The organism is Paenibacillus haidiansis (assembly GCF_036553665.1).
Classification (GTDB): domain Bacteria; phylum Bacillota; class Bacilli; order Paenibacillales; family Paenibacillaceae; genus Fontibacillus; species Fontibacillus haidiansis.
Map to the genome: position 1 here is coordinate 20,563 of NZ_JAZHPZ010000024.1, position 25,098 is coordinate 45,660.

Genomic DNA, 25,098 nt, shown 5'->3' on the forward strand with positions numbered 1-25,098 from the left:
CTTAGGATGCTGATCGATTATCATACGCATCATGTCCGCTGCGGACATGCCGTCGGCTCGCTGGAAGAGTATATTCAGCGCGGGATCGAGATCGGCTTGTCCCAGATCGGCCTGTCCGATCATATGCCGCTGCTGCATGTCGATCCGGCCGACTATTACCCCGAAATGGCCATGCCGATGGAAGAACTGCCGCGCTATGTGGAGGAAGCCTTCGTGCTGAAGGAGAAATATCTCGGCCGGATCGATGTCAGAGTCGGCCTCGAGGGCGATTATATCGAGGGCTGGGAAGAGCAGATCGAGCGCATCGTCACTGCATACCCTTGGGATTATGTGATCGGGTCGGTTCATTTTCTGGGGGAGTGGGATGTTTCGGATTTCCGCCAGGTGCATAACTGGGAAGGGCAGGATGTGTTCGCCGTCTATGAACGCTATTATGACGCGGTTGAAAAAGCGGCAAGCACCGGTTTTTATGATATTATGGGCCATCTCGACGTCATCAAACGCTTCGGATACCGGCCGGACCCGGCCCGTGAGGCCGAGACGATCGCGCTGGAGCACAGAGCGCTCACGGCGGTCCAAACCGCCGGTGTGGCGATGGAGCTCAACGCATCCGGATTGTCCAAGCCCGTGGCGGAGATGTTCCCGAGCCGCCGCATTCTGGAAGCGGCCGTGGAGCGGGGGATTCCGCTCACCGTAGGCTCCGACGCGCACGATCCGCTGCGGCTGAGCGAGCATCTGGACAAAGCCCGGGCATTGTTGTACGGGCTCGGCGTACGCGAGCTGGCCACGTTTGAGGGGCGGCGGAGAACGATGATTCCGCTGGAGGCGGCTGAGCGCAAAGCTTGAAAACAATATGACACACCGATGCCGCCTGATTTGGCGGCTTTTTTAATCCACTATTTTTTGCCCCTCCGCCCAAATGCCTTCGATGCTATAAAAACAACGACAAGGACAATCAAAAGTAGAACGATTAGAGAAATAACCGCATTTTCCCACACGAATGTCATACCTTACCCTCCTTTGGATCATGAAAAGGTGTATAATATATGTAATAAATTACCAATCCTTATTCTGCCAACTATTCAACCTATTTGCCTGTACTTTTTCTGTGGGCATCTACCGAAACGGACAAAGAACAAAGAACTTCACACCTGCCGTCCTGTTCAGGAGATGAAAGATTACGAAGATTATAAAAGGAAGTTTCTCGGTGGGTTGGAGAATGGACGTCTCCAATATATTTTATATGATCTTGATGATGATGAGCCAGTGGGTAAAATCAGTCTTTTCACTACTCGCTATTAAAAAGGGAACTCAGCGCATAGAAATCGAATTTCGAATACATGTTCTATGCGTTTTTTTCTTTGAAATCGCATGGACGGAGTACTCTTTAATTTAGCCTGTAATTCCCGTGGGAGGACAGCTTTCGCTATGATATACTGTGAGATGGAACACAAAGATTTTGAGGGAAGATAGGGAGGTGCCTTATTTGAAAGAAAAAAGAGAGCCGGGCGAGAAGCGGGGAAATGTGCTGCCGATCTCCATGGATGCGGGCTTTTTCTTCGAGAGGGCTGTCTCTTCCTTGGACCGTTATCACTACGATAAGGCTTTAAAATATTTTCGCAAAGCGGTGGAGTATGAGCCGAACAATCCGGTAAACCACTGCAACATGGCGGGGATTCTGTCGGAAATGGGAGATTATGAGGCGTCCAACGCCGCATTGTCCGTTATTCTTGAGGAAATCGATCCGGCTATGACGGAATGTTATTTTTATATGGCGAATAACTATGCGAATATGAATATGTTTGAGGCAGCGGAGAAGGCACTGATCAAGTACCTGGAGGAAGACGCCAGCGGCCAGTTTCTGGCGGAAGCGGAAGAGATGATGGACCTGCTCCAATATGAGCTGGAACGTCCAACAATGCTGACAAGCATCAAAGCAATGGAGGGTGTGGTCGAGCATGACCGGGCCCGCGCGCTGTTGGAGGAAGGGAAATTTTCTCAAGCGGTCAAACTGCTGGAAGAGATCGTCGAGAATTACCCCGAATTTTTGGCGGCTCACAACAATCTAGCATTGGGCTACTACTACCTGGGCCTGTTCCAAAAAGCCATGCAGACCGTCGGCGAGGTCCTGGATAAGGAGCCCGGAAATTTGCACGCACTGTGCAATCTGGCGATTTTTTATCAGCACGCAGGGAACGATACCGCACTTCGGGAATTGGCCGGCCGGCTGAGCAAGATCGTTCCCTTCCATCAGGAGCATGTGTTTAAGCTGGCGACGACGATGGGCATTCTGGGTCAGCATGAGGAGGCCTTTGGACATTTTGTGCGCTTGCTTCGGGACCCGGAAATGAATCAGGATCCTTCGCTGTACCATTATGCGGCGGTGGCGGCCTATTATACCGAGCGTCCCGAGGCGGCCGAGAAAATGTGGCGTCAGGTCAAAAGATTGGATCCTGCAAGCGGGGTGGCCGACTACTATTTGCAACAGCTGCGGGAAGAGAGCTTAATCGCGGAGAATACAGGCACAGGAAATGCCAAAGGCATGATGCCGGTTAGCTATCATTATCATCTTCCGTTCGATGAAAAGTTTAAGCAATGGGAAGCTTCCGAAGAGAGCCTGACTTCCGAAATTACGAATAACCCGTTGGTGCGGTCTTCGTTTTTCTGGGCGCTTCGCCACGGGGACGCCAAGACGAAGCTGCAGGTAATCCAGGCGTTCGGCCTGATTGCCGACCGGGAAGTGGAGGAAGCGCTGAAAGCCTTTCTGCTGGAGCCGGAGGAGGACCGGTATTTGAAGGAGATGGCCCTAGTCGTTCTGCGCAATCTGGGGGTGGATCATCCGCTGCCGATTCGTTACGGAGAGACGACGACGCTGATCGATCCCAGCCGGGTCGCTTCCGGATTGCCGGTTTGGAAGCGCGAATGGCAGGCGGTCGTCGATCTGGCGGTAAAACAAATGAAGCGCAGCTTTGATCTACAACAGCAGCATGATCTGGAAACGCTATGGGTCGAGTTTCTCACCCAATTGTATCCGAACATTCCGGATATTACGCATATTGAAGGGTGGGCCGCGGCGCTGGAATATTTAACGGCCAAAATCCACCGTCATCCCGTGACCTATGAGGCGGTGGCGGAGCGTTACGGCATTTCGGCCTCCACCGCCCGCCGGTATACCCGGCGAATCGATGAGGTCTGCGGGATCAAGGAGAAGATCAGGGAAATTTTCCCCTCCGTTCGGTAGCTTCCGTACCGGTTTGTTGGCGGGTAAAGCAGGTTCAACTTGGGTAAAACTTATTATAAGCACATGTACTATGAGCATAAGTACATATCCAAGGAGGAGACGTCATGTACAAATCGATTGTGATCGGGACCGGCCCGGCCGGATTGACGGCAGCCATTTATTTGGCCCGGGCGAATTTAAATCCGCTGGTAATTGAAGGCGTGCAGCCCGGCGGGCAGCTCACCACGACGACCGAGGTGGAGAATTTTCCGGGATTTCCCCAAGGGATTCAAGGGCCCGAGCTGATGGATAATATGCGCAAGCAGGCCGAACGTTTCGGAGCGCAGTTCCGCAGCGGATGGGTGGAGCAGGTCGATTTTTCGTCCCGGCCGTTCAAAATGAAGCTGGAGGGCGGAGAGGAGCTTACGTCTGAGACGGTGATCCTGTCGACCGGAGCGTCCGCGAAGTATCTCGGCATTCCGGGCGAGCAGGAAAATGTCGGGCGGGGAGTCAGCACCTGTGCGACTTGCGACGGATTTTTCTTCCGCGGCAAAAGAATCATCGTCATCGGCGGCGGCGATTCCGCTATGGAGGAAGCGAATTTCCTTACGCGCTTTGGCTCGAGCGTCACGATTGTGCATCGTCGGGATGAACTGCGCGCCTCCAAGATCATGCAGGATCGCGCGAGAAGCAACGAGAAGATTAAATGGGCCTTGAACCGGACGCCTCTTGCCGTAACGACGGACGAGAACGGGATGGTGAAGGGTTTGAGCGTGCGGAATAACGCTACCGATCAGGAGGAGCTTATCGAGGCGGAAGGCGTATTCGTGGCGATCGGGCATACGCCGAACACGAAGTTTTTGGGCGGTGTGATCGACACCGATGAGCACGGCTATATCATCGTGAAGCCCGGCACGACGGAGACGAATATCCCCGGGGTCTTTGCCTGCGGCGACGTGCAGGACATCCGTTACCGCCAAGCCATCACGGCGGCGGGATCGGGGTGCATGGCCGCGATGGACTGCGAGAAATTCCTCGAAGGCAGCATGGTCCACGACTGGAGCGAGACGCTCAATCCGTAATTAGATTGCAAATCAAGCCTTTCCCATTTTCGTCTATGGGCGAGAGAGGGGAGGGCTTTTTTGTGTTTTCGCTTGTAGAGGAGTTTTAACTGGAAGCCGATCTTGGGATTGAAGGGGACGAGTTGGTTTGATTAGCTCTAAGCGCGGGCTGCTTTATTATCCCAATATGCTCACTATTAAAATAATTACGGCAAAAATTGCGACAACGATGAGCAAATTCGAAATTTGTCTCCATAGACCCGGGATACCTTCGGTGCGTAATTTTTTCACGTTTGTATCAAAATGGGCTTTTGCAGCGTACGGGTTGTCAGGCGGGTTGAACATCCTATTATTATCATCAACCATGATTTAACCTCCTTCCGGTTATCCTAATTATACCAGGTAAGGAAGGGGGTATAAAATAAAACCGTCCGGAAAATAATGCGAACCTTCGCTTATTTCCGGACGGTTATTTTGTTTGTGTGAACTCTAAATTTCCTTACGGCGGAAGTAGACTAGTCCTGCCGCGAAGAACACAAGGAAGCTGCCGAGTATCGTAATCATCAGATTTTCGAGCGGCAGGTTAAAAGCTCCGAAATCGTTCTCTCCGAACGGCATCATGGCCAGCACAGGCTGTGCCCATGGATAGAATGGGCCGATCTCCGAGGAATTGACGATCAATAGATTGGGGATCGTCAGCGATACGTTGAGGGCGAGCGGAGCGGCGAAGCTCGCCCAGCCCAGCGATACGCCAAGCTGAAGCGCGACCAGCGGCAGACAGGCGACCCAGCCGCCCAGCAGGCTGGTGACGATCATGGCCCACGGAACCGGCTCCGTGAAGCCTTGGATCCATCCGGCGACGAGCACGCCGGTCAGAAAGAGCAACTGGCAGATGGCCAGGAGACCGGCCACGATGGTGAACTTGGCCAGATAGACGGCCGTTCGCGACACCGGCAGGACAAGCAGCTGCTTCCAGCCGCCGCCGGTATGCTCGTACCGGCACAGGAAGGCCGGGAAGAGGCCGGACATGATCGGCAGGAACAGCAGGGCGTGGAGCGTGGCCATCGCGCCAAAAATGACCGTCCACGGCTCCGCGCCCTCAGGCGCTCGGGAGAGCGCACCGATGAGCGTGGACAACACAGGGCTGGCCAGGAGAATCAGCCAGATCCGCGATTTTGACATTTTCAGCAATTCGGAAGACAGGACACGGAAAAAGCCGCTCATCATTCCACATCCTTTCGATTAAAGTGAATCAAGCCCAGAATCATGATGATGGCGCCGCAAATCACGCCCGCCCCGATAAACCAGGACGCATGCGGGCCGGTGTAACCGAAAGTCGGCCAATTTAGCGGAAACCACTCCGAGAGCTGCAGTGTGAATGGCGAGACAATCGCGGCGGTTACGCCGATCGTGACGGGCAGGGCCTGATTGCGGAAGCTGAGCGAAAGCCACAGCTCTAACGCCAACATCGGCAGCACGGCCAGAAGCGGGGAAAAGCCCATCCTCAGGATGTCCCAAACAGGGATACCGGCACCGTCGAATCCCAGAATCAGTCCAAGGATAACCGTGAAAGCCGGCAACAGCAGGCAGGACACGGCGAGCAGCAGGAAGCAGAGCGTAAATTTGGCGCTGAATACGGCGGTGCGGGAAATGGGCAGCGCCAGCAGCTGTTTCCAGGAGCTCATTTGGTGTTCGACATTTGCAACCAGAGAGCTAACCAGCGTTACGCCAAGGTATAGGGCAATGGGTACAAAAATCGTCGTATCGCGAATAAGCGCCCCCCAAAGATCATCGGCATACTGCTTCATGAGATAATCCAGCCGCAGCCCGTAATTCAGCGCCTGCATGGCGACCAGACCGATCGGGGCCAGAAAAATCAGAAACCAGATTCCTTTGCCGCGTATTTTCAGAAAGTCGGCCGACAGTGAACGAAGCATCATGACCGGCTCCCCTCCCCGATAACCTCCATGAAAATATCCTCGAGCGATTTTTTGTTCTCGGACACCCGGTAAATGTCATGGCCGTTCTCGACCAGACGCTTGACGAGATGCGCCACCTGCGGGTCATCCAGGCTTGGGAAGATCAGCTTCCCTTCCCTGTATACTCCGGCTGCCCCAAGGTCTCTGGCCAGCCAGAGGGCGGAATCGGGCTCGGAAACGACGAGTTCGATATCATGCGAAGCTTGCAGACGTAAATTTTGGATCGTATCCTGGAAAACCATCCGTCCTTCCCGGATGATCCCGACCCGGTTGGCCATCTGCTCGACCTCGCTCAGCAAATGGCTCGATACCAGCACGGTAATGCCGTACTGGGACGGCATGCTTTTGATCAGCTCGCGGATCTCATGAATCCCGGCGGGGTCGAGGCCGTTGGTCGGCTCGTCCAGGATCAGCAGGTCGGGGCTGCCGAGCAGGGAGGCGGCGATCCCGAGCCGCTGCTTCATCCCGAGCGAGAAGCCCTTGACCGGCCGGCGGGATTCATCCGTCAGCGAGACGATCTCCAGCACCTCGGCGATGCGCGACTTCGGCACGCCGAGAATCCGGCGGATCGCCTCCAGGTTTTCGATGGCGCTAAGATGGCCGTAATAGGACGGGTACTCGACCAAGGACCCAATCCGGCGAAGAATCGCCAGCTTGTCTTTATGCAGCTCGCGGCCGAAGATGCGGATCGATCCTTTGGTCGGACTGATTAATCCGAGCAGCATGCGGATCGTGGTCGTTTTCCCGGCCCCGTTGGGGCCGAGGAAGCCGTAGATGTCCCCTTTGGCGATTTCCAAGTCCAAATGGTCCACCGCAAAGCGTCCCCGGTATTTTTTCGTTAAGCCTTTCGTTTGAATGATCATTTCACTCACGTTAAAATCACCTCGGGAATGATCTTACCGCCCGAAGTTTAAGGTGGAAGGAGCGCCAAGTTTAAATTTTGTTTAAAATGCCGGGTAGCGCATGTCACATGTTGCATGCCGTGTGGTCGCAGGACGCCCTCCGCATGACGTCCACCTCATGACGCCCACCGCGTGGTTGCCGTGTTGTCTCGGAAACTTGTGGCTGCCGCAGATTCCAAGGCTAACGAACTGTAGCGTGCTTATTAGTCCCAATATGGTCCTTTTAAAATCTAACGAACCTCAGCAGCGTTATTAGGCCAATTAGCGATGAAAAAAGGGCAGTTTTGAAGAAATAAGAACTCTGGAGTTCGTTACATTTTCAAAACGCTACTTTTTCCGCAAATAAGAATGACTAGGTTCGTTAGCCGGTCGGGAGTGGAACCGAGGCGATACTCTTTCAGACTGGACACCGGATAAAATGCCGTACGTGCGATAACGTTGCTTACCGCTTACCACAATCAAGAGCCGGCACTCCACCAGCCTATGAAGAACTCGTCGTGCATGCGGAGTTGTTACTCTCAGATGGGCCGCTAATTCCGCAGAAGTAAAAGGTCGAAGCAAGCGTCTCGCATAGCGCAGGGTTTCCGCTTCAAGCCAGTCCAGGTGGCCGGGTACCGGATTCGCCTCGGAGGCAATAAATTTCCCGATAAAAGCCAAGACAAGCTGCTGACAGCGCTTGGGCTCGTCCGTGATGGAAAGATAAGCGATCGGCAGAAAGATCCAGTCGTCCAGCGCCAATAAACAATGCCGCCAGCACAAGTCTTTAAAGCGCCGAACATCGAGATCCCTGGCATGAGGCCCGTAGCCTTGGATTTCGATGCCTCCCTTTACACCGCCAATCCCGCCGGCATGTAAGCCAAATCCAGATATCGGTATCCGTTGTGAAAATCGCGCACTTCCCACTCGGGATAAAGGCGGTCGAAGTTTTTCACAGCCGGATACCAGACGTCGCGCAAAAATGCCAGCGTACCGTGGCCCAACCCTTTCTCAAGCAACTCTCGTCTTCTAGGATTCGGCTCACCTGTAATCTGTACATGCAGCCATTCCTCATAGGCTTGGTCAAATTTCTTCATCACTCCACACATCCTCTCTTCAAAATAAAAACGCCGCCCGGGCGCGTGATCCCCCGAAGGAGGAGCAAGCGTCAAAGCGGCGTGTACTTCACGACCGATATTTTGACCACATCGTTATCGGATTCATTATACCAACAACTTTTATGAGGGATAAATATAAATCTTTGTTCCGCCTTCCGTCGGCGGCGATTCCGCCTCGCGGACCAGCCCCATCTCGCGCAGCAGCAGATCGACGATCGTCAGGCCGAGACCGGCGCCCTTGGCCGGAGAGCCTGCGGCGAGGCCGGGGCCGCGGTCGGCGATGACGAGCGCGGCTTTGCCGTGCCGCCGCTCCAACCGGATACCGACGTAGCCGCCTGTACCGGCGTGGCGGACGAGGTTCTGGAACAGGTTGTCGAGCACGCGGCGGAAACCCTGCTCGTCGATCGTCCACATGAGCGGTTCCTCCTCCGGCAGCTCGATGTCGGCCTCGATGCCCGCCTTCTCCCACAGAGGGTACCAGGCGGCCGCGCTCATCCGGACAATGCGCAGAACGTCGTGCTCGGCCAGCGTCAAGGCGTACCGTCCGCTCGTGAGCAGATTGTAGTCGAGCAAATGGTCGATCAGCCCGCCGAGATCCTCGATTTTGCTCTCCATCAGGGCCAGGGACTGCCGCCCTTGCTCGGACAACGGCTCCTTGCGGAACGAATACAGCTGACCGCCAAGAACGGTCAGCGGCGTCCGCAAATCATGCGATAAATTACCGATCAAATTTTTGCGCAACTCCTCTTCTTCATGCTCGCGGCGCCGGCTGTAATCCAGCTCGTCAATCATATGATTGAAGGCTTGCTCCAGGCGGCCGATCTCATCCGGGCGGCCCATCGGAATTTTGACCGGCAGCCCGTTCGGCCCCGTCCAGGTCATGGCGGATTCCAAACGGAGCAGCCGCTTGCGGATATCGCGGAAGAACAAATAGGACAGCAGAATGAAGAAGGCGAACATCAAAAACATAAAGAAGCCGTAGAACCGGGTGTCTCTCCCGGAGCCTCCCGTCGAATGCTTCATATATTCGCGGGAAAGTTCAAACGACATAAACCCTTGTCCGGTCGATTCCTCGTCTCCGCCGATAAAAGCGACAACGGTAAACGGCTCGCCGCTCACGGCCTTTTTCATGTAATCGACGGCGTCCTCCGGCGTCCACTTGGACGGAATATCGCTTCGCTCCGGCAGCCGCACATGTGTCGTGCCTTCCGCGTCGACCCAAAACATCGCAGCCTCGGGGTATTTCGCCTTCAATTCCTTCAGCCTGGTATCGATCTCTTCCGCTGATTTTCCGTTCAGCGACAAGGCCTCATTGTGCCACATTTCTTCAAGAGTCATGCCGGAGCCGTAGTACGGAAGAGCCGGCGTAACCTCGTTGGGTGTTGCGGGGAACACCAGCCGGGACACGAGCCATGACGCGGACAAACTCAACGGTATCAGCAGCGGGATGAGCACGAGCGCGATGCAGATGATGATGATATAACGCGACAGCAGCGAATTGCGGAATCGGGATTTTTTCCTCCGGGGGTCATGCGATTCTCTCATGCCCGCACCCTGTACCCGATTCCGCGGATCGTCTCGATGATTTCCGGATTGGCGGGGTCGCGCTCCAATTTTTCGCGCAAATGACGGATATGGACCATCAAGGTTTTATCTCCTTCCAGATAGGGCTCTCCCCATACGGCTTCATAGATTTGCTCCTTGGTCATGATTTGCCCCAAATGTCTCAGCAGGTATTGGAAAATGTGGAATTGCTTCCCGGTCAGCACAATCTCTTCTCCATTCTCCCGGTCCTTGATCAAATTTTCCCGCTCGTAAACGAGCAAATGGCGAAGCTCCAGCGGTTCGGGGGAGGCGGTACCGCTGCGCCGGAGCAGCACTTCTACCCGCGCCGCCAGCTCATCGGGATGGAACGGCTTGGTCAGGTAGTCGTCGGCGAACTGCAGCCCCTGCAGTTTGTCGTCGATCGAGGTCCGGGCGGACAGCATCAGGATCGGGAGTGCCGGGTACTGCTTTTTCAGCCGCTGCCCGACGGTGAAGCCGTCGAGTCCCGGCAGCATGACGTCCAGGATCGCAAGGTGGCACGAGGCGGCTTCCTCCACGGCCCGTTCCCCGCTGGTAAGCCAGGTAACGGTGTAGCCCCGCTCGGTTAAATCGGCATTCACCCATGCTCCGATTTCCCGGTCGTCTTCGATATACAAAATATTTTTATTTGATATCATCATTGGAATTCTTCTTCCTTTCCGGCCTTCGGGCGCTTAACGACTCTATTGTGGCAAATTGGTGAGGAAAAATAAACTGTCGCGGACAACATTTTTTAATTTGTGATTACAATCACAAGTTCGCAAAACCCGCTATGCTAATTTCTAAGCGAGAACAGTTATCACTTAAATTTTAGTTATTTTAAATCGCATATATCGCAAAGTGCAAACGAAAAGGCCGGAGCCAAAGCAACTGGCCTGCGAACCAAGCGGATTGGTGAGGTTGCCGAAATATGATGAAAGGGGAGCGAATGATGAGCGAACTTATCAACAACCGGGAGCACAGTGTACCGGAGCAATCGCGCCGCCAAGCGCTGCTGAAGGAGATCATCAAGGAGCTGCACCAGGGCAAGAGCGTGGAGGAAGTGAAGGCGCGCTTTGAAGAAGCGGTCGGCGATGTCACGGTCGCGGAAATTTCCGCGATGGAGCACGCGCTGATGGAGGAGGAAGGCATTCCGGTCGAAGAGGTGCAGCGGCTTTGCTCCGTACATACGGAGATTTTTAAGGGCTCGATCGGGGAAATTCACCGTTCGGACCGGGCGGAGGAACAACCCGGGCATCCGGTGCACACCTTCAAGCTTGAGAACCGCGAAATCGAACGGCTGGTCAATTTCAAGCTTTCGCTGCATCTGGACAAATTCCGCAAGGAAGATTCCGAGGACGTGATCTTTAAGCTGCTGGAGGATTTGAGCCTGCTGCTGGATCTCGACAAGCACTACAGCCGGAAGGAAAATCTGCTCTTCCCCTATTTGGAGAAGTACGGGATTTATGGGCCGACCAAGGTCATGTGGGGCATCGACGACGGCATCCGAGCGATGATCAAGGAGGTTAAAGCCAAGCTGACATCCTACGATGGAGACCGGGAGACCCTATGCACCGACATCGAGCGGATTATCCAGGAAGTCAACGCGATGATTTTCAAAGAGGAAAATATCTTGCTTCCGATGGCGCTGGAGAAGCTGACCGAAGACGAATGGGTCAAAATCGCCCGCGAAAGCGAGGAGATCGGCTTCTGCCTGACGGCTCCCGAGGCGGAGTGGATTCCTAAGCGCGAGCCGCTCCCGGACACGGAGAGCGCGGAAGCCGGGACGGAAGAGAGCGGTCAGGCGCCGCAAGGCTACGTGCGGTTCCAAACCGGGATTCTCTCGGTGGAACAGCTTGAAACGGTTCTCAACCATCTGCCCGTCGATCTGACCTTTATCGATGAGAACGATGTGGTCCGTTATTTCTCCCACGGCAAGGAGCGGATCTTCGCCCGCACCAAAGCGGTCATCGGCCGCACGGTGCAGAATTGCCACCCGCCGCAAAGCGTCCATGTCGTAGAGCAGCTGCTGGCCGACTTCAAATCCGGCAAAAAGGACAGCGAGGACTTCTGGATTCCGGTCAAGGACAAATTCGTGTATATCCGGTACTTTGCGGTCCGCGATGAGGACGGACGGTATCTCGGTACTCTGGAATTTACGCAAAATATCGCTCCAATCCGGGCCCTCGAAGGCCAGAAGCGGATTCTCTCCTGAAAATAGGATCGCTCCGGTTCCCCCGATGCGGGAGCCGGGGCGAATTGTTTTTAAATAACGCCAATTTGCACGAAAATTACCAGCACTTATGATCTTTATCACTTACCGGGAGGCCTTGTGCCTACTGGATTTCCGCCCTCCCGCTTCGCTTGACCGAAGCGGGAGGTTCGCTTATAGTTGGTACGTAGGAATAATCCGATTATTATGAGAAAAAAGGTGGCTTGTACAATGTCTGAAAAAATCTACATTGGTGTTGACCTGGGCGGAACGGCGATTAAAGTCGGCATCTGCAATGAAGAAGGGCAGCTTCTTCATACTTATGAAGGGCCCACCGAAACCGAGAAGGGTGCCGAGACGATCGTCAACAACATCGAACGCTATGTTCGTTTGATCGTGGAGCAGTCCCCTTTTGAGTGGGAGCAAGTTGCCGGTGTAGGTGCCGGTGTCGCCGGCTTCACGAACGTGCGCGAGGGCATTATTATTTTGGCGCCAAATGTAGGTTTGAAGGATTTTCATATCCGTGAAATTCTGGAGCAGCGACTCGGCAAGCCGGTCAAAATAGACAATGACGCCAACGTGGCGGCCTTGGGCGAAGCCTGGGGCGGCGCGGGCAAAGGCGTCGACAACTGCGTCTGCTATACGCTCGGAACCGGTGTCGGCGGCGGCATTATTATCGACGGCAAGATCTATCAGGGCTTTTCAGGCATGGCCGGCGAGCTTGGCCATATGGCTGTCGTACCGGATCTGGAAGCGATCCAGTGCGGCTGCGGCCAAATGGGCTGCCTGGAAACCGTGTCCTCGGCAACCGGCATTATCCGCATGGCCAAAGACGCGGTGGCCCGCGGAGAGCGGACCTCACTCGCGCTGGTCGAGAACATTATGGCCAAAGACGTGTTCGACGCGGCGAAAGCCGGCGACGAAGCCGCGATTCGCATCGTGAACCGCGCCGCTTTCTACCTCGGGAAATCGCTGGCCGCGGTCGCGGTCGTGCTGAATCCGGAGCTGTTCATTATCGGCGGCGGGGTGTCCAAAGCCGGAGATATTCTGTTTAACGAAATACGGAGCGTGTTTGCTAAGCATACGCCGGAGCCGGTCCAAAAGGGACTGCAGATCGTTCCGGCCACTTTGGGCAACGACGCCGGGATGGTCGGAGCCGCAGGGCTGTTTTTGCGCTCCTGAACCGGATTCGATTTTAGTATACAATAGATAATGAATAGGAGAATTTGCGAGGAGGGAAAAGGATGCCGGAAAATGAAACGCCCCCCATTGCCAATCTGTTCATTATTACGGGGATGTCGGGAGCCGGAAAATCGGTGGCCGTAAAGAGCTTGGAGGACCTGGGATTTTTCTGTGTCGATAATTTGCCTCCGGTGCTGATCCCAAAGTTTGCCGAACTGATTGAACAGTCCAAAGGCAAAATCGCCAAGGTCGCGCTTGTGATCGATCTCCGCGGCCGCGAGTTTTTTACCGCCTTATCGGAATCGCTCGGGTACATTAAGGACCATTTTACGATCAAAAGCGAAATCCTGTTCCTCGACGCCACCGATGCGGTACTGGTGCAGCGCTATAAAGAAAGCCGCCGCCGCCATCCGCTGGCGCCCGAAGGAATGCCGCTCGACGGTATCCGGCTGGAGCGCAAGATGCTGGAGGAGCTGAAAATGTCGGCCACGCAAGTGATCGACACGAGCAATATGAAGCCGTCGCAGCTTCGGGAGAAAATCATTTCCCGCTTCTCTCATTTGGAAAGCAGCAATTTATCCGTCAATATTACATCTTTCGGATTTAAATACGGCATACCGATCGACGCGGATCTGGTGTTCGACGTCCGGTTCCTGCCGAACCCGCACTATATCGAGCAGCTTCGTCCGCACACGGGACAAGACAGCGATGTATATGATTATGTTATGAAGTGGCCGGAAACCCAGACGTTTCTGACCAAGCTGCTAGACATGCTGCACTTCCTGCTGCCTCAGTACCATAAAGAGGGGAAAAGCCAGGTCATTATCGGCATCGGCTGCACCGGCGGCAAGCACCGTTCGGTGGCGATCGCCGAATACTTGGGCCGGATGCTCGGGACCAGCGAGACGGAGACCGTCCGCGTGAGCCACCGGGATGAGGGCCGGGACCGGTCTTAGCGGCCGCTGTAGAAGAACAAGAGGTGAGTAAGAAGTGATTAATCGGGCCAAGGAAGGAAGAGTGCCGCGAATCGTGGTGATGGGCGGGGGAACCGGCCTGTCCGTCATGCTTCGCGGATTGAAAGAGAAGCCGCTCGATATCACGGCTATTGTTACCGTAGCGGACGATGGCGGAAGCTCGGGGATTCTCCGCAACGAACTGCAAATGCCGCCTCCGGGCGATATCCGCAATGTTTTGACCGCGCTGGCCGATGTGGAGCCGCTGTTGTCGGATATGCTGAATTACCGGTTTGCCTCCGGCTCGGGCCTGGCCGGCCATAGCTTGGGCAACCTGATTTTGGCGGCGATCACCGATATCTCCGGCGATTTCGTCACCGCCGTCCGCGAGCTCAGCCGCGTATTCGCCGTCCGCGGACGCGTGCTGCCCGCCGCCGGTCAGGCGGTGGTGCTGCATGCGGAGATGGAGGACGGCACGATCATTACCGGAGAATCGAAGATTCCGGAGGCCGGCGGCAAGATCAAGCGGATTTTCCTTGAGCCGGAAGTGGTCGAACCGCTCCCCGAAGCGGTGGAGGCGATCCGGGAGGCCGATGCCATCCTGATCGGGCCGGGAAGCTTGTATACCAGCATCATTCCCAATCTGCTGGTGCCCAAGCTGGCCGAAGCGGTGCTCGAGAACGAGAGCGCCATCAAAATTTTCGTCTGCAATGTGATGACTCAGCCGGGCGAAACCGATGATTATACCGTCAGCGACCATTTGAAGGCCGTTTATGAGCATGTAGGGCATCATCTGTTTGATTATGTTATCGTGAACGACGGCGAGATTCCGACCCAGGTTCAAGATTTCTATGCCGAGAAAGGCGCCAAGCCCGTACAGATCGACTGGGATGTAGTCACGGGCCAGGGGTATAAAGTCATCGCCGATACACTCGTCCTGTTCCGCCGCTATTTGCGGCATGATGCGGACAAATTGAGCCATCATATTTATCAACTGGTGCAAAACTGGATTTTACGAAAGAGGTGAGTCCCTTGTCGTTTGCGGCGCAAACCAAAAAAGAATTGACCATGATCGAAGCCGACGCTTGCTGCGAACAGGCCGAATTGTCCGCTTTAATCCGGATGAACGGTTCGGTTCAGGTTTCGAACAAGAAGGTCATCTTGGATATTTCGACGGAAAACGCCGCGATTGCAAGGCGGATTTATTCTTTGCTGAAGAAGCATTTTCAGATTCATACGGAGCTGCTTGTCCGCAAAAAGATGCGCCTCAAGAAAAACAATGTGTATATTGTACGGATACCGGGCCGGGTCCAGGAGGTTCTGAAGGAGCTGAAGATCGTCTCCGAGGGATTTATTTTTACGCCGGGGATTAATCCGGACCTTACCCGGAAAAACTGTTGTAAGCGGGCTTACCTGCGCGGCGCTTTCCTCGCGGGCGGCTCGGTCAACAACCCGGAAGGCTCCTCCTACCATCTGGAGATTTCCTCGATGTACGAAGAGCACTGCCGGGCGCTCGTCGATCTCGCCAATGAATTTCATTTGAACGCGCGCTGCATCGAACGGAAGAAGGGTTTTATTTTCTACATCAAGGAAGGCGAAAAGATCATCGAGCTGCTGAATATCATCGGCGCGCATCAGGCGTTGTTCAAATTTGAGGATGTGCGGATCATGCGCGACATGCGCAACTCCGTCAACCGGATCGTCAACTGCGAGACGGCCAATCTGAACAAGACGATCGGCGCGGCGGTGCGGCAAATCGACAACATCAAGCTGCTGGCGAAGGAAGTAGGCCTGGAAAATTTGCCGGAGAAGCTGCGGGAAGTGGCCGAGGTTCGGCTTGCGCACCCCGATATGAACCTCAAGGAAGTCGGAGAGCTGCTGAAAGGTACCGTAAGCAAGTCCGGTGTGAACCACCGGCTGCGCAAAATCGACGAGCTGGCGGAAAAAATTCGTGGAAGCTAAAGTTGTTTTGCTAGTGTGCCGCAGGCTCAGTATGATATAATGATATAAATTATAAATGTTCACATATGAATTCGTGATCGAAATTGTCATAGGGGGTAAAGTTTGATGATCAAAAACCCGGTAACTGTTCGTCTGAAGACGGGTCTTCATGCCCGGCCGGCTGCGCTTTTTGTTCAGGAAGCGAATAAATACTCGTCTGAAATTTTCGTTGAGAAAGACGATAAAAAAGTGAATGCCAAAAGCATCATGGGTATTATGAGCCTCGCCATCAGCACCGGTACCGAGATTTACATCAGCGCGGAGGGTGCGGATGCCGAGCAGGCTGCAAACGCTTTAATCAATCTGGTCAGCAAAGAGGAATTGGAGAATCAATAATCTTAATTTTCCTTGGCAGAATAAAGGAGTGTTTCCGTTCGAGATTCGAGCGGGGACGCTCCTTTTTACATATATGCTTGGGTGGCGGCGTTTGTTTGTGGTGATGGGTGAATTAGCTAGCTCGATTTCCTCCAGTTATTTTTTATCAAATTAGCATTAGGCACATGAATAACTGCAGGTATTCCTGTTAAATTATCAAAGTTTATCGTTTGACCTGCAACCTTTAGCCTTGTACTGCGTTTAGAAGATAAATTCGCCAAATAATGGAGGGGTTAGCAATGAAAACATGGTTAAAGCCTGTCGGTGCGGTGCTGGTTGCCGGAACGCTGCTTGTTGGGGGAACCGCGCTGGGCGCAATGGTCGGTCCGGCTCAGTCGGCTTATGCCGCCGATGCCGAGCTGCAAAGAAATATAGTCAGTGTAGTCGGTAGCGGGGAAATTTCCGTAAAACCGGACGTCGCTTATTTAACGATCGGCGTGGAAACGCAGGCCGACACCGCGAAGGAAGCGCAAAGCGCCAATTCCGCGAAGATCGCCAAAATTAACAAGCTACTGAAGGATACTTGGAAGATTGACGCCAAGGATATTCAAACGGGCCAATTCTATGTGCAGCCCAACTACACTTATACCGAGAAGGACGGCCAGAAGGTAAAAGGCTACACGGCACAGCATACGCTGAACGTGACTTACCGCGATTTGACGAAAATCGGCCAACTGTTGGATGCGGCTTCCGCGGCGGGCGCCAACCGGATTGAAAACGTACGCTTCAGCACGGAGAATCCGGATCAGTATCAAGAGCAAGTGATCGAGAAGGCGATGGCCAACGCCAAGCTGAAAGCATCCGCGATCGCCAAAGCGGCCGGCCGCAACCTGGGCATCGTGTTGAGCGTTACGCAGTCGGGCGGCGATGCGCAGATTTATCTTCAAAGCGAGGCTTTGATGATGAAAGCCGCTGCCGATGAGGCCGGTGCAAGCACGGCCGTGGAACCGGGCGAGATTACGGTGAAGACGACGCTGAGCGTTATTTATGAACTCAAATAAATAATGAGTCATGTAGAGCTGCCTCACATCCGTGTTTACGAGGCGGCTCTATTTTATGAGAGGTGAACAGGGATGATAAAACTTTTGCCTTTATTCATTTTTATATCAATGCTATCCGGACCCCATTCTTCATTCTCCAACGGACAATCCGATCAGTTGCGAATTGATCCGTCAGCCATCCACCAGAAAACTTCGCTAGACGTTAATTCCGATATAATTCAATTGGAACCCATACACCCAAGAGGCTTAGATGGTAATTCTCCGAAAGCGGAATTCAAACAGGAAAGTAAGATCATTTTCAACATTCAAGAAGAGAATGAACGGATAGGACCGGAAGAACCGATCCCAGTACAAATTGTTTTAACCGATAATGAAGATGCGGAGCAAAAGTTTACGGAAGAGATGGAATCGGCTTTTGGGAAGGACATTGCTTATGACAAAGCCGGCTATAAGACCTTTGATTTAATGGCTGATTTTGAGCAGTTAATGATTATGGCGTCCTTTTCCTCGGTACAGTATATATTTAAACAACCGGAAAGCGATTCTGAAGTTTATATATCCGGATCATGCTTCAGGTATTTCTTCACCTAAATAGCATCCCTTAACAAAAAGTATTGTAACCCGGGCCAAAACAAGGTATAGTGAATATGCAAAAAATGAATCGAAGAACCCGTGAAAGCCATACCAATGGATATGGCTTTTTTTTCTTAAAGACGGCTTTTTACTACAACAACCTATGAAGGAGTTGATGCATACATGATTGAGCTGTCCGGGGTGGAGAAACACTTTGCGGGACAAGTCGTTGTGCATCCGCTTTCGCTCACTGTTAAGGAAGGAGAATTCCTTACCTTGCTGGGCCCGAGCGGCTGCGGCAAGACGACGATTCTGCGCATGATCGCCGGCTTCGAACATCCGACCAAAGGGCAGATCCTGCTGGACGGTAAAGATTTGACGAGCCTGCCGCCGAACCGCCGGGATTTGAACCTGGTTTTTCAACATTATGCCTTATTCCCGCATATGACGGTAGAGGATAATATCGCCTTCGGGCTGAAAATGAAAAAGCTGCCGGCTAAAGAGCAGAAGCAGCGCATTGCGGAAGCGGTGGAGATGACGCAGTTGACGCAGCTAACCAAACGCTATCCGCACCAGTTGTCCGGCGGGCAGCAGCAGCGCGTGGCCATCGCCCGCGCGATCGCGAACAAGCCCAAGGTATTGCTGCTGGATGAACCGCTGGGAGCGCTCGATCTGCAGCTCCGCAAAAGTTTGCAATCCGAGCTCAAGCATCTGCAGCGTAGCCTTGGCATTACATTTGTGTATGTAACGCACGATCAGGAGGAAGCGATGATGCTCTCCGACCGGATCGTAATCATGAATAGCGGCAAGGTGGAGCAAATCGGCACGCCGCGGGAAATTTACGCCACGCCGACCACACTGTTTTCCGCTACGTTCGTGGGTGAGAACAACATCTTCTCCCAGGACGGGCGGCTGTTTGCCGTGCGTCCCGAGAAGCTGCGGGCCGTACGGAATCCGGAAGGCGCCAGACGCAAAGGCGAGGTGCTGGACGTGCTTTACCTCGGCAGCATCCACAAGCTGGTCGTCCAACTGGAAGACGAGCCGATGACCGTGTCCATCGTATTTGATTTTACGGACGAACGCCCATGGCAAATCGGTGAGAAAATCGGGGTGGACTGGAAGTCGGAGGACGAGGTGGTTATCGGGTCATGAAGAAATCAAGCCTGGGCCTCTTGCCGGTCCTGTTGTGGCTGTGCCTGTTTCTGGTCGTTCCGATGCTGATCGTGATAGGGATTTCTTTTATGGGCCGGGACGAGTTCGGCAATGTGGTGTTCGATTTCAACCTGGACTCTTATGCGACATTTTTCGATCCGCTGTATTTGGGTATTTATTGGGACACGATTGTTTTGTCCGTCGTAACGACGATTCTGTGCTTGCTACTCAGCTATCCGCTGGCCTACTATATCGCGAATGCCGGTCCGAAAATGCAAACCTGGGGATTGGCGCTCATCACGATTCCGTTCTGGATCAACTTTCTGATCCGGACGTACGCCTGGGTGCTGCTGTTAAGAACGCAAGGCGTGGTCAATAATTTGTTGATTGATATCGGCCTGATTCAGGAGCCGCTCCAGATGCTCTACACCAAGGGTGCGGTTTATCTGGGCATGGTCTATACGTTTATCCCGTTCATGGTGCTGCCGATTTATGTAGCATTGGAACAAATGGATAAGAAATTGCTTGAAGCCGCGAGCGATCTCGGGGCGACCCGGTGGAAATCGTTCTGGCATATTACGCTGCCGCAGACGAAATCCGGGATTATGACGGGCTCCGTGCTTGTCTATGTTTCAACCTCGGGGATGTTCGTAGTCACCGATATTCTGGGCGGAGCCAAATCGGCGATGATCAGCAATATTATTCAGAGCCAGTTTCTCGGCGCGCGAAATTGGCCGTTCGGGGGAGCGCTGTCGGTTATATTTGTAATCACTTCCCTGATATTGATCGTTCTTTTTAATAAAGCGATGACTTCGCGGCATTTGACGGCAAAGGAGGGGCGCTGATGAAGAGCAAAAATCACCCGCTGCTCGGGCTTCATTCCCTGGTGGTCATGATCTTTATTTATGTGCCGATCGCCTTTATCATCGCCTATTCGTTCAACAGCTCCAGGCTTGCCGCCGATTGGAGCGGGTTTACGCTCGACTGGTACGCCTCGCTGTTTACGAACCGCCATGTCATGGAGGCGCTCGTCAACACGCTGACGGTGGCGCTGGTATCGACCGTGTTCTCGACACTGCTCGGCACACTGGCGGCGCTGACGATTCGCAAAGCCGGACGCAAGACGAAAGCGGGGATGGGCGGCTTGCTGTATATGCCGATCATTATTCCCGACATTATTATGGGCTTGTCCCTGTTGGTGCTGTTTACGCAATTTCACCTGCCGCTCGGCAAATTGACGATTATTATCGCTCACATCACCTTCTGTGTTTCCTATGTGTATGTGATCGTGAACACGCGGCTCGCCGGGATGGGGGATCAACTGGAGGAGGCGGCCCAAGACTTGGGTGCCGACGCCTGGCAGACCTTTCGTCACGTTACCCTGCCGCAAATTATGCCGGGCATCATCTCAGGCGCTTTGATCGCGTTCACGATGTCGCTGGACGACTTTATGGTCAGTTTCTTTGTCAGCGGCCCCAGCTCGACGACATTGCCGATCTATATTTACGGGCAGGTCAAACGGGGTATTTCCCCGGAAATTAACGCGCTGTGTACGATTTTGATATTGGTCAGCGTAACATTGATTTTCCTGGCCCAGTTCATGTTAAATAGAGGGAAAGGGCAGAAGAAGCAGTCAGTGCTGCCGTTCTGATTGATCGATTAGGATTACGGGAAGGATCCCGGTTCATCACTGAGATCGCCTCACGGCGGCCTAGAAAGTTGTACTCTATACAATATTTTTGCTGCTGCAAGAGCTTTTTTTTGCGGAAAAGCTGCACAAAGTACAACATTTAATGCTACTTTGGGAGGGATCGCCCTCTTTTGGGCCGAAAAAGTTGTGTTTATTACAACATCTTTCGCGGAAAAGCAGAATAAATAAAGGAAATGTTGTATGAAATACAACTTCCCGATCAGGATTATGCTCGGAAACGAGAATTTTAACGGATGTTCTCGGCATGATTGCCGGATATCAATAAATAAATAATTGAAGTACCGGAAAGAGAGGAGATAATGAATTGAAAAAAATGAAGTGGGCCGGCCTGGTGCTGGCGGTTATGATGGTGATTGCGGTTTTGTCCGGATGCGGATCGTCCAAAGAGACGCTGAACATTTACAGCTGGGCCGATAATTTTGACGAAGACGTCCTTGCTGCCTTCGAAGAGCAGTACGATGTGAAGATCAATTACGACGTGTTCGCCAACAACGAGGACTTGCTGGCCAAAATCAAGGCAGGCGGTTCCGGTTACGATCTGATTCAGCCTTCCGACTACATGGTGGCGACGATGATCAAGCAGGACCTGCTTTCACCGCTGAATAAGGACAATATTCCGAATTTCGCGAATGTTGCCGATACGTACAAGAATCCTACCTTTGACCCGGATAATAAATATTCGATTGTTTACACCTCCGGCGTCACGGGTATTGCATACAATACGAAATACGTGAAAGACGAAATCGATAGCTGGGAAGACCTCTGGAACCCCGAATATGCGGGCAAAGTCATCCTGCTGGACGACAACCGCGAAGTGATCGGAATGGCGTTGAAAAAAGCCGGCAAGTCCAACAGTTCGACCGATGAGGCGGAAATCACCGCCGCGGTAGAAGATCTGAAGAACCTGCTGCCGAGCGTGCTTGCGTTCGATACCGACAACATCAAGCAAAAGATGATTCAAGAAGAAGGATGGATCGGCACGGTATGGTCCGGCGACGCTTCGGTAATTGCCAAGGATAACCCGGATGTGGCCTTCGTAGTTCCGAAGGAAGGCGGCACGATCTGGTCCGACAACTACGCGATTCCGAAGGGTGCGAAGCATCAGGAGCTGGCGGAGAAATTCATCAACTTCATGCTGGACCCGGAAAACAGCGCCAAAAACTATGAATCGATCGGCTACAGCGATCCGAACACGAAGGCGAAAGAATTCCACAGCGCGGAATACAACAGCGATAAGATGATCAATCTGTCGGCCGACGAATTGTCCCGGACCGAATGGCTGGGCGATGTCGGAGACAAGCTGCAAGTATACGACCGCTTCTGGACCGAATTGAAGAGCGGACGGGAATAAACTTATAGGAAACTAGGAAACAGTGAGGAGCGCTCCAGTGGCTGGGGCGGCCTCACTGTTTTTTTGCTTCATGCGGGAAGCATGATTTTGGACGGCGGGGGAAATAATTGGGGTAACTCCGAGAAGAGGTGACGATAGCTATGAGAAAGCTTGCTTTTAAAATAATGTGTGCTTTATTTGCGATATGTTTGCTGGTTTCGGGGATGCAAATTTTGTCGATGCTCCCGGGGGCGTCAGCCTATGCGGATGAGTCGTCCGGCGTGCAGCAGCAGAAGCAGAAAACCGGCCAGCCGGTCAAGGTAACGCTTAAAGGCAAAACATTGAAACAGCAGGGCGTGCAAGGGGAAGAAGATGTGCTTCTTCCGCTGGAGCTGATCCGTAAAGGGCTGAAGCTCCAGGTGAAGCATGATGCGAAAACCGATACGTACACGATCCAACGCCAAAATGTCGTTGTCCAGCTTCAACCGAAGGAGGCGGGAGCCACAGCCGTCGTAGACGGCAGCACGCAGGTCCTTCCCTATGAATGGAAAGTGATTGACGGCAAGCCCTATGTGTCGGCCAAAGTGCTTACGGACAATTTGGGATATACATCGCAATGGTTTGTGGACCAACATGCGCTGAATTTGACGCCGCACCGGTTGAACAATATCCAAATAAGCACCCGGACCATTGAGAAAAACATTCCCGAGGCTTCGATCAAAGTGCAATACCCGCAAGTGAGCGGGCTGAGAAGCAAGGAGGCGGAGCGGAAAATCAATGACCTGCTGAAGTCCCGGGCCGACCGGTTCGTGCAAAATTCGCTGAAGGAAGCGAAGGAAAACCAGCCGTCGCCGAACGGCAGCCCCTACGAGTATCTCGGCAATTACAGCGTCACTTACAACCGTGGCGGACTGCTCAGCATTCTGGAGCAGACATATGCATACACCGGGGGTGCGCACGGCATCAGCGTCAGAGAGGGTCTGACGTTCCGTCTAAGCGACGGGAAGCTGCTGACCTTGGATGAAGTCCTGCGGCGAAACCCGAACTTCCGCAGCATCGTCGATCCTTCCATCAAGAAGCAATTGCAGCAAACGGAAGGCTACTTCGGCGGGTTTGAGACGATCGGCAACAACCCGTATTTCTATCTCAAAAATAACGGGGTGGTCATCTTTTTCCAACTGTACGATTATCTCCCTTACGTGTTCGGGTTCCCGGAATTCTACTTCTCGTTCCCGGAGCTGGGGGTCAAAAATTAAGGAGCGAAGCACACCTCGGAATAGTGTGCAGATCCATACCACGTAGTACCCCGGCCGGACGACCGGAACGGATAACAAAAGCCTGCCGAAATTGGCAGGCTTTTGTTATGATCTATGAAATTCCTGCAAAAGCCTCTAGGCCCCCTAAATAAACTGGAGTCCTCCCCTACAAGGATTTACAATGGAAATAAGGGAGAGGATTAAGTTATGGGAAAAGCCAAAGATGAATTTCGTTTAAAGGTAGTAAGAGAAGCTTTATCTGGTATTAAAGTGGGGGTGCTTGCCCGGTCGTATGACCTGCACCCGGAAACCATTCGGACCTGGATCCGAACATACCGAGATCAGATAACGGATATAGAAACTTCACTGCCTGACCAACACCTTCAAGAGCTCAAACGACTTCAAGAGATTGAAGAGAAATACGAAAAAGCTATGAAAGTGCTCGGCGAGAAAGAACTCGAAAATGAGATCCTACGGGAACTCGTAAAAAAGAAAAACCCCGCTTATCTGAAAAACTTGAAGTAGCAGAACCATTCATTAAGCGGGGTGAACCAACAGCTGTAGTTCTGCGGATTTTGGAAATTGCCGAATCGACCTACTACGATCGGAAAAAGAGGACTTCTACCCCAAAGGCTGAGCCGTCACCTGCAGGCAAACGCGGGCGCCCTACACCTGGATACTCTCTAAGCATAACGGGGATCCCCATTAGCGATGAGCAGATCAAAGAGTGGCTCCTTGAGCTACTTGAAGGCGAAGAACATGTCTACGGCTATAAACTGTTGGGCCAGTGCATTCGTGATGTTCACCAAGTCATAATTAATAAGAAGAAAACGTACCGCCTTTGCAAAGAACTCGGCATTCTGCAAAAAGCTCGAAAGCACGTTCCATCGCACCCGCGCACTCTCCCAAAGAACCGATTCATAACCGGTTCCAATCAGTTGTGGCAAATGGACATCAAATACGGATACGTTATAGGACAGAAGCGATTTTTCTTTGTTCTTAGCATTATCGATGTATTTGACCGCGTGATAGTCGGACAATATCGCGGGCGAACCTGCGAAGCCAAGCATGCCGTTCAAACGCTTTTATATGCCATAGAGTGCCGCATTCAGCCTGGTGAAACATTACCTGTGATCCGGACGGACAACGGGCCTCAATTTGTAAGCAAGTTGTTTGGAGATACCTGTGAGAGCTTAGGGATGGCCCATGAGCGAATTCCCCCACGGACTCCAAATATGAATGCCTACATCGAATCGTTTCATAGCATACTGGAACGTAACTTGTTTAGTAGACGAGAATTCATGACGTTTGAAGAGGCGTTTGAAACGCTTGATCAATATATGGACTTTTATAATTATCGAAGAATGCATGGTAGCTTGAAGCGTATGGCACCAATGAAGTTTTCGTCATGGGTGAAGACGCTAAAGGATACCACTAAGTTCCATAAATCGATGTAAACACGTAAGAAAATAAGCAATACTGCGTTTACAATAAACTTGTAGGTCAGGACTCCGGATTTAAGGGGCCCAGCCG

The 25,098-nt window shown here is 52.9% G+C and carries 24 protein-coding genes and 1 pseudogene; 18 read left to right on the plus strand and 7 right to left on the minus strand.

The genetic code is table 11. From position 1 onward, the window contains the following. Window positions 1-6: 6 nt before the first annotated feature. From hisJ to trxB, 3 genes are all read left to right on the plus strand, one after another. On the plus strand, window positions 7-846 hold the full coding sequence (gene hisJ, locus V3851_RS25645; RefSeq protein ID WP_331849283.1) for a histidinol-phosphatase HisJ: 840 nt from the start codon (window positions 7-9) through the stop codon (window positions 844-846). Between the two features lie 694 nt (window positions 847-1,540). Then, complete coding sequence (locus tag V3851_RS25650; RefSeq protein WP_331849284.1) at window positions 1,541-3,241, plus strand: tetratricopeptide repeat protein; 1,701 nt, start codon at window positions 1,541-1,543, stop codon at window positions 3,239-3,241. 104 nt (window positions 3,242-3,345) lie between these two features. Continuing rightward, window positions 3,346-4,302, plus strand: a complete 957-nt coding sequence (gene trxB, locus V3851_RS25655) for a thioredoxin-disulfide reductase (RefSeq protein ID WP_331849266.1) — start codon at window positions 3,346-3,348, stop codon at window positions 4,300-4,302. Window positions 4,303-4,458: 156 nt separating this feature from the next. On the opposite strand, the gene V3851_RS25660 is transcribed toward trxB, so the two are convergent. The 7 genes and pseudogenes from V3851_RS25660 to V3851_RS25690 all read right to left on the minus strand — a co-directional run bounded on the left by V3851_RS25660 (window position 4,459) and on the right by V3851_RS25690 (window position 10,478). Continuing rightward, window positions 4,459-4,647 carry a hypothetical protein gene (locus tag V3851_RS25660; RefSeq protein WP_331849267.1) on the minus strand — a complete coding sequence of 63 codons (189 nt, stop codon included), beginning with the start codon at window positions 4,645-4,647 and terminating at the stop codon, window positions 4,459-4,461. Window positions 4,648-4,770: 123 nt separating this feature from the next. After that, a complete protein-coding gene (locus V3851_RS25665; protein WP_331849268.1) occupies window positions 4,771-5,505 on the minus strand; it encodes an ABC transporter permease in 735 nt (244 codons plus the stop codon). Beyond that, window positions 5,505-6,221 carry an ABC transporter permease gene (locus tag V3851_RS25670; protein ID WP_331849269.1) on the minus strand — a complete coding sequence of 239 codons (717 nt, stop codon included), beginning with the start codon at window positions 6,219-6,221 and terminating at the stop codon, window positions 5,505-5,507. The genes V3851_RS25665 and V3851_RS25670 overlap by 1 nt, the downstream gene beginning before the upstream one ends. After that, the gene (locus V3851_RS25675) at window positions 6,218-7,132 is read right to left on the minus strand and encodes an ABC transporter ATP-binding protein (RefSeq protein WP_331849270.1); all 915 of its coding nucleotides are present in this window, start codon (window positions 7,130-7,132) and stop codon (window positions 6,218-6,220) included. Before V3851_RS25675 ends, V3851_RS25670 begins: the two co-directional genes overlap by 4 nt. Window positions 7,133-7,585: 453 nt before the next feature. Further along, window positions 7,586-8,235: pseudogene (locus V3851_RS25680) on the minus strand (transcriptional regulator); the annotation flags it as partial. Window positions 8,236-8,376: 141 nt separating this feature from the next. Beyond that, window positions 8,377-9,801: a HAMP domain-containing sensor histidine kinase gene (locus V3851_RS25685; protein ID WP_331849271.1), complete on the minus strand. Its 1,425-nt coding sequence runs from the start codon at window positions 9,799-9,801 to the stop codon at window positions 8,377-8,379. Next, complete coding sequence (locus V3851_RS25690) at window positions 9,798-10,478, minus strand: response regulator transcription factor (RefSeq protein ID WP_331849285.1); 681 nt, start codon at window positions 10,476-10,478, stop codon at window positions 9,798-9,800. Before V3851_RS25690 ends, V3851_RS25685 begins: the two co-directional genes overlap by 4 nt. 293 nt (window positions 10,479-10,771) lie before the next feature. Between V3851_RS25690 and V3851_RS25695 the strand changes: the two genes are divergently transcribed. The 15 genes from V3851_RS25695 (at window position 10,772) to V3851_RS25765 (ending at window position 25,022) form a co-directional block, all read left to right on the plus strand. After that, window positions 10,772-12,034: a DUF438 domain-containing protein gene (locus tag V3851_RS25695; protein ID WP_331849272.1), complete on the plus strand. Its 1,263-nt coding sequence runs from the start codon at window positions 10,772-10,774 to the stop codon at window positions 12,032-12,034. Between the two features lie 228 nt (window positions 12,035-12,262). After that, window positions 12,263-13,213 carry an ROK family glucokinase gene (locus V3851_RS25700; protein WP_331849273.1) on the plus strand — a complete coding sequence of 317 codons (951 nt, stop codon included), beginning with the start codon at window positions 12,263-12,265 and terminating at the stop codon, window positions 13,211-13,213. A 62-nt stretch (window positions 13,214-13,275) separates the two neighbouring features. Beyond that, complete coding sequence (gene rapZ / locus V3851_RS25705) at window positions 13,276-14,169, plus strand: RNase adapter RapZ (RefSeq protein WP_331849274.1); 894 nt, start codon at window positions 13,276-13,278, stop codon at window positions 14,167-14,169. 79 nt (window positions 14,170-14,248) lie between these two features. Then, a complete protein-coding gene (locus tag V3851_RS25710) occupies window positions 14,249-15,193 on the plus strand; it encodes a gluconeogenesis factor YvcK family protein (RefSeq protein WP_331849286.1) in 945 nt (314 codons plus the stop codon). 5 nt (window positions 15,194-15,198) lie between these two features. Further along, window positions 15,199-16,128, plus strand: a complete 930-nt coding sequence (gene whiA, locus V3851_RS25715; RefSeq protein ID WP_331849275.1) for a DNA-binding protein WhiA — start codon at window positions 15,199-15,201, stop codon at window positions 16,126-16,128. A gap of 105 nt (window positions 16,129-16,233) precedes the next feature. Next, entirely contained in the window at window positions 16,234-16,503 is a 270-nt protein-coding gene (locus V3851_RS25720) for an HPr family phosphocarrier protein (protein WP_114497387.1), read from the plus strand. Window positions 16,504-16,781: 278 nt separating this feature from the next. Further along, window positions 16,782-17,543: an SIMPL domain-containing protein gene (locus V3851_RS25725; RefSeq protein ID WP_331849276.1), complete on the plus strand. Its 762-nt coding sequence runs from the start codon at window positions 16,782-16,784 to the stop codon at window positions 17,541-17,543. 72 nt (window positions 17,544-17,615) lie between these two features. Further along, entirely contained in the window at window positions 17,616-18,134 is a 519-nt protein-coding gene (locus V3851_RS25730; protein ID WP_331849277.1) for a hypothetical protein, read from the plus strand. A 165-nt stretch (window positions 18,135-18,299) separates the two neighbouring features. Then, window positions 18,300-19,268: an ABC transporter ATP-binding protein gene (locus V3851_RS25735; RefSeq protein ID WP_331849278.1), complete on the plus strand. Its 969-nt coding sequence runs from the start codon at window positions 18,300-18,302 to the stop codon at window positions 19,266-19,268. After that, complete coding sequence (locus V3851_RS25740) at window positions 19,265-20,113, plus strand: ABC transporter permease (RefSeq protein ID WP_331849279.1); 849 nt, start codon at window positions 19,265-19,267, stop codon at window positions 20,111-20,113. Before V3851_RS25735 ends, V3851_RS25740 begins: the two co-directional genes overlap by 4 nt. Then, entirely contained in the window at window positions 20,113-20,919 is an 807-nt protein-coding gene (locus V3851_RS25745; protein ID WP_331849280.1) for an ABC transporter permease, read from the plus strand. Before V3851_RS25740 ends, V3851_RS25745 begins: the two co-directional genes overlap by 1 nt. A 364-nt stretch (window positions 20,920-21,283) precedes the next feature. Then, window positions 21,284-22,330 carry an ABC transporter substrate-binding protein gene (locus V3851_RS25750; protein WP_331849281.1) on the plus strand — a complete coding sequence of 349 codons (1,047 nt, stop codon included), beginning with the start codon at window positions 21,284-21,286 and terminating at the stop codon, window positions 22,328-22,330. A gap of 140 nt (window positions 22,331-22,470) precedes the next feature. Continuing rightward, window positions 22,471-23,565 (plus strand): PdaC/SigV domain-containing protein, encoded by a 1,095-nt coding sequence (locus tag V3851_RS25755; protein ID WP_331849282.1) that lies wholly within the window; start codon window positions 22,471-22,473, stop codon window positions 23,563-23,565. A 207-nt stretch (window positions 23,566-23,772) separates the two neighbouring features. Beyond that, window positions 23,773-24,090, plus strand: coding sequence for a transposase (locus V3851_RS25760; protein ID WP_331848388.1), 318 nt, complete (start codon window positions 23,773-23,775; stop codon window positions 24,088-24,090). Window positions 24,091-24,101: 11 nt separating this feature from the next. Beyond that, complete coding sequence (locus V3851_RS25765) at window positions 24,102-25,022, plus strand: IS3 family transposase (RefSeq protein ID WP_331848502.1); 921 nt, start codon at window positions 24,102-24,104, stop codon at window positions 25,020-25,022. The last annotated feature ends 76 nt before the right edge of the window (window positions 25,023-25,098 follow it).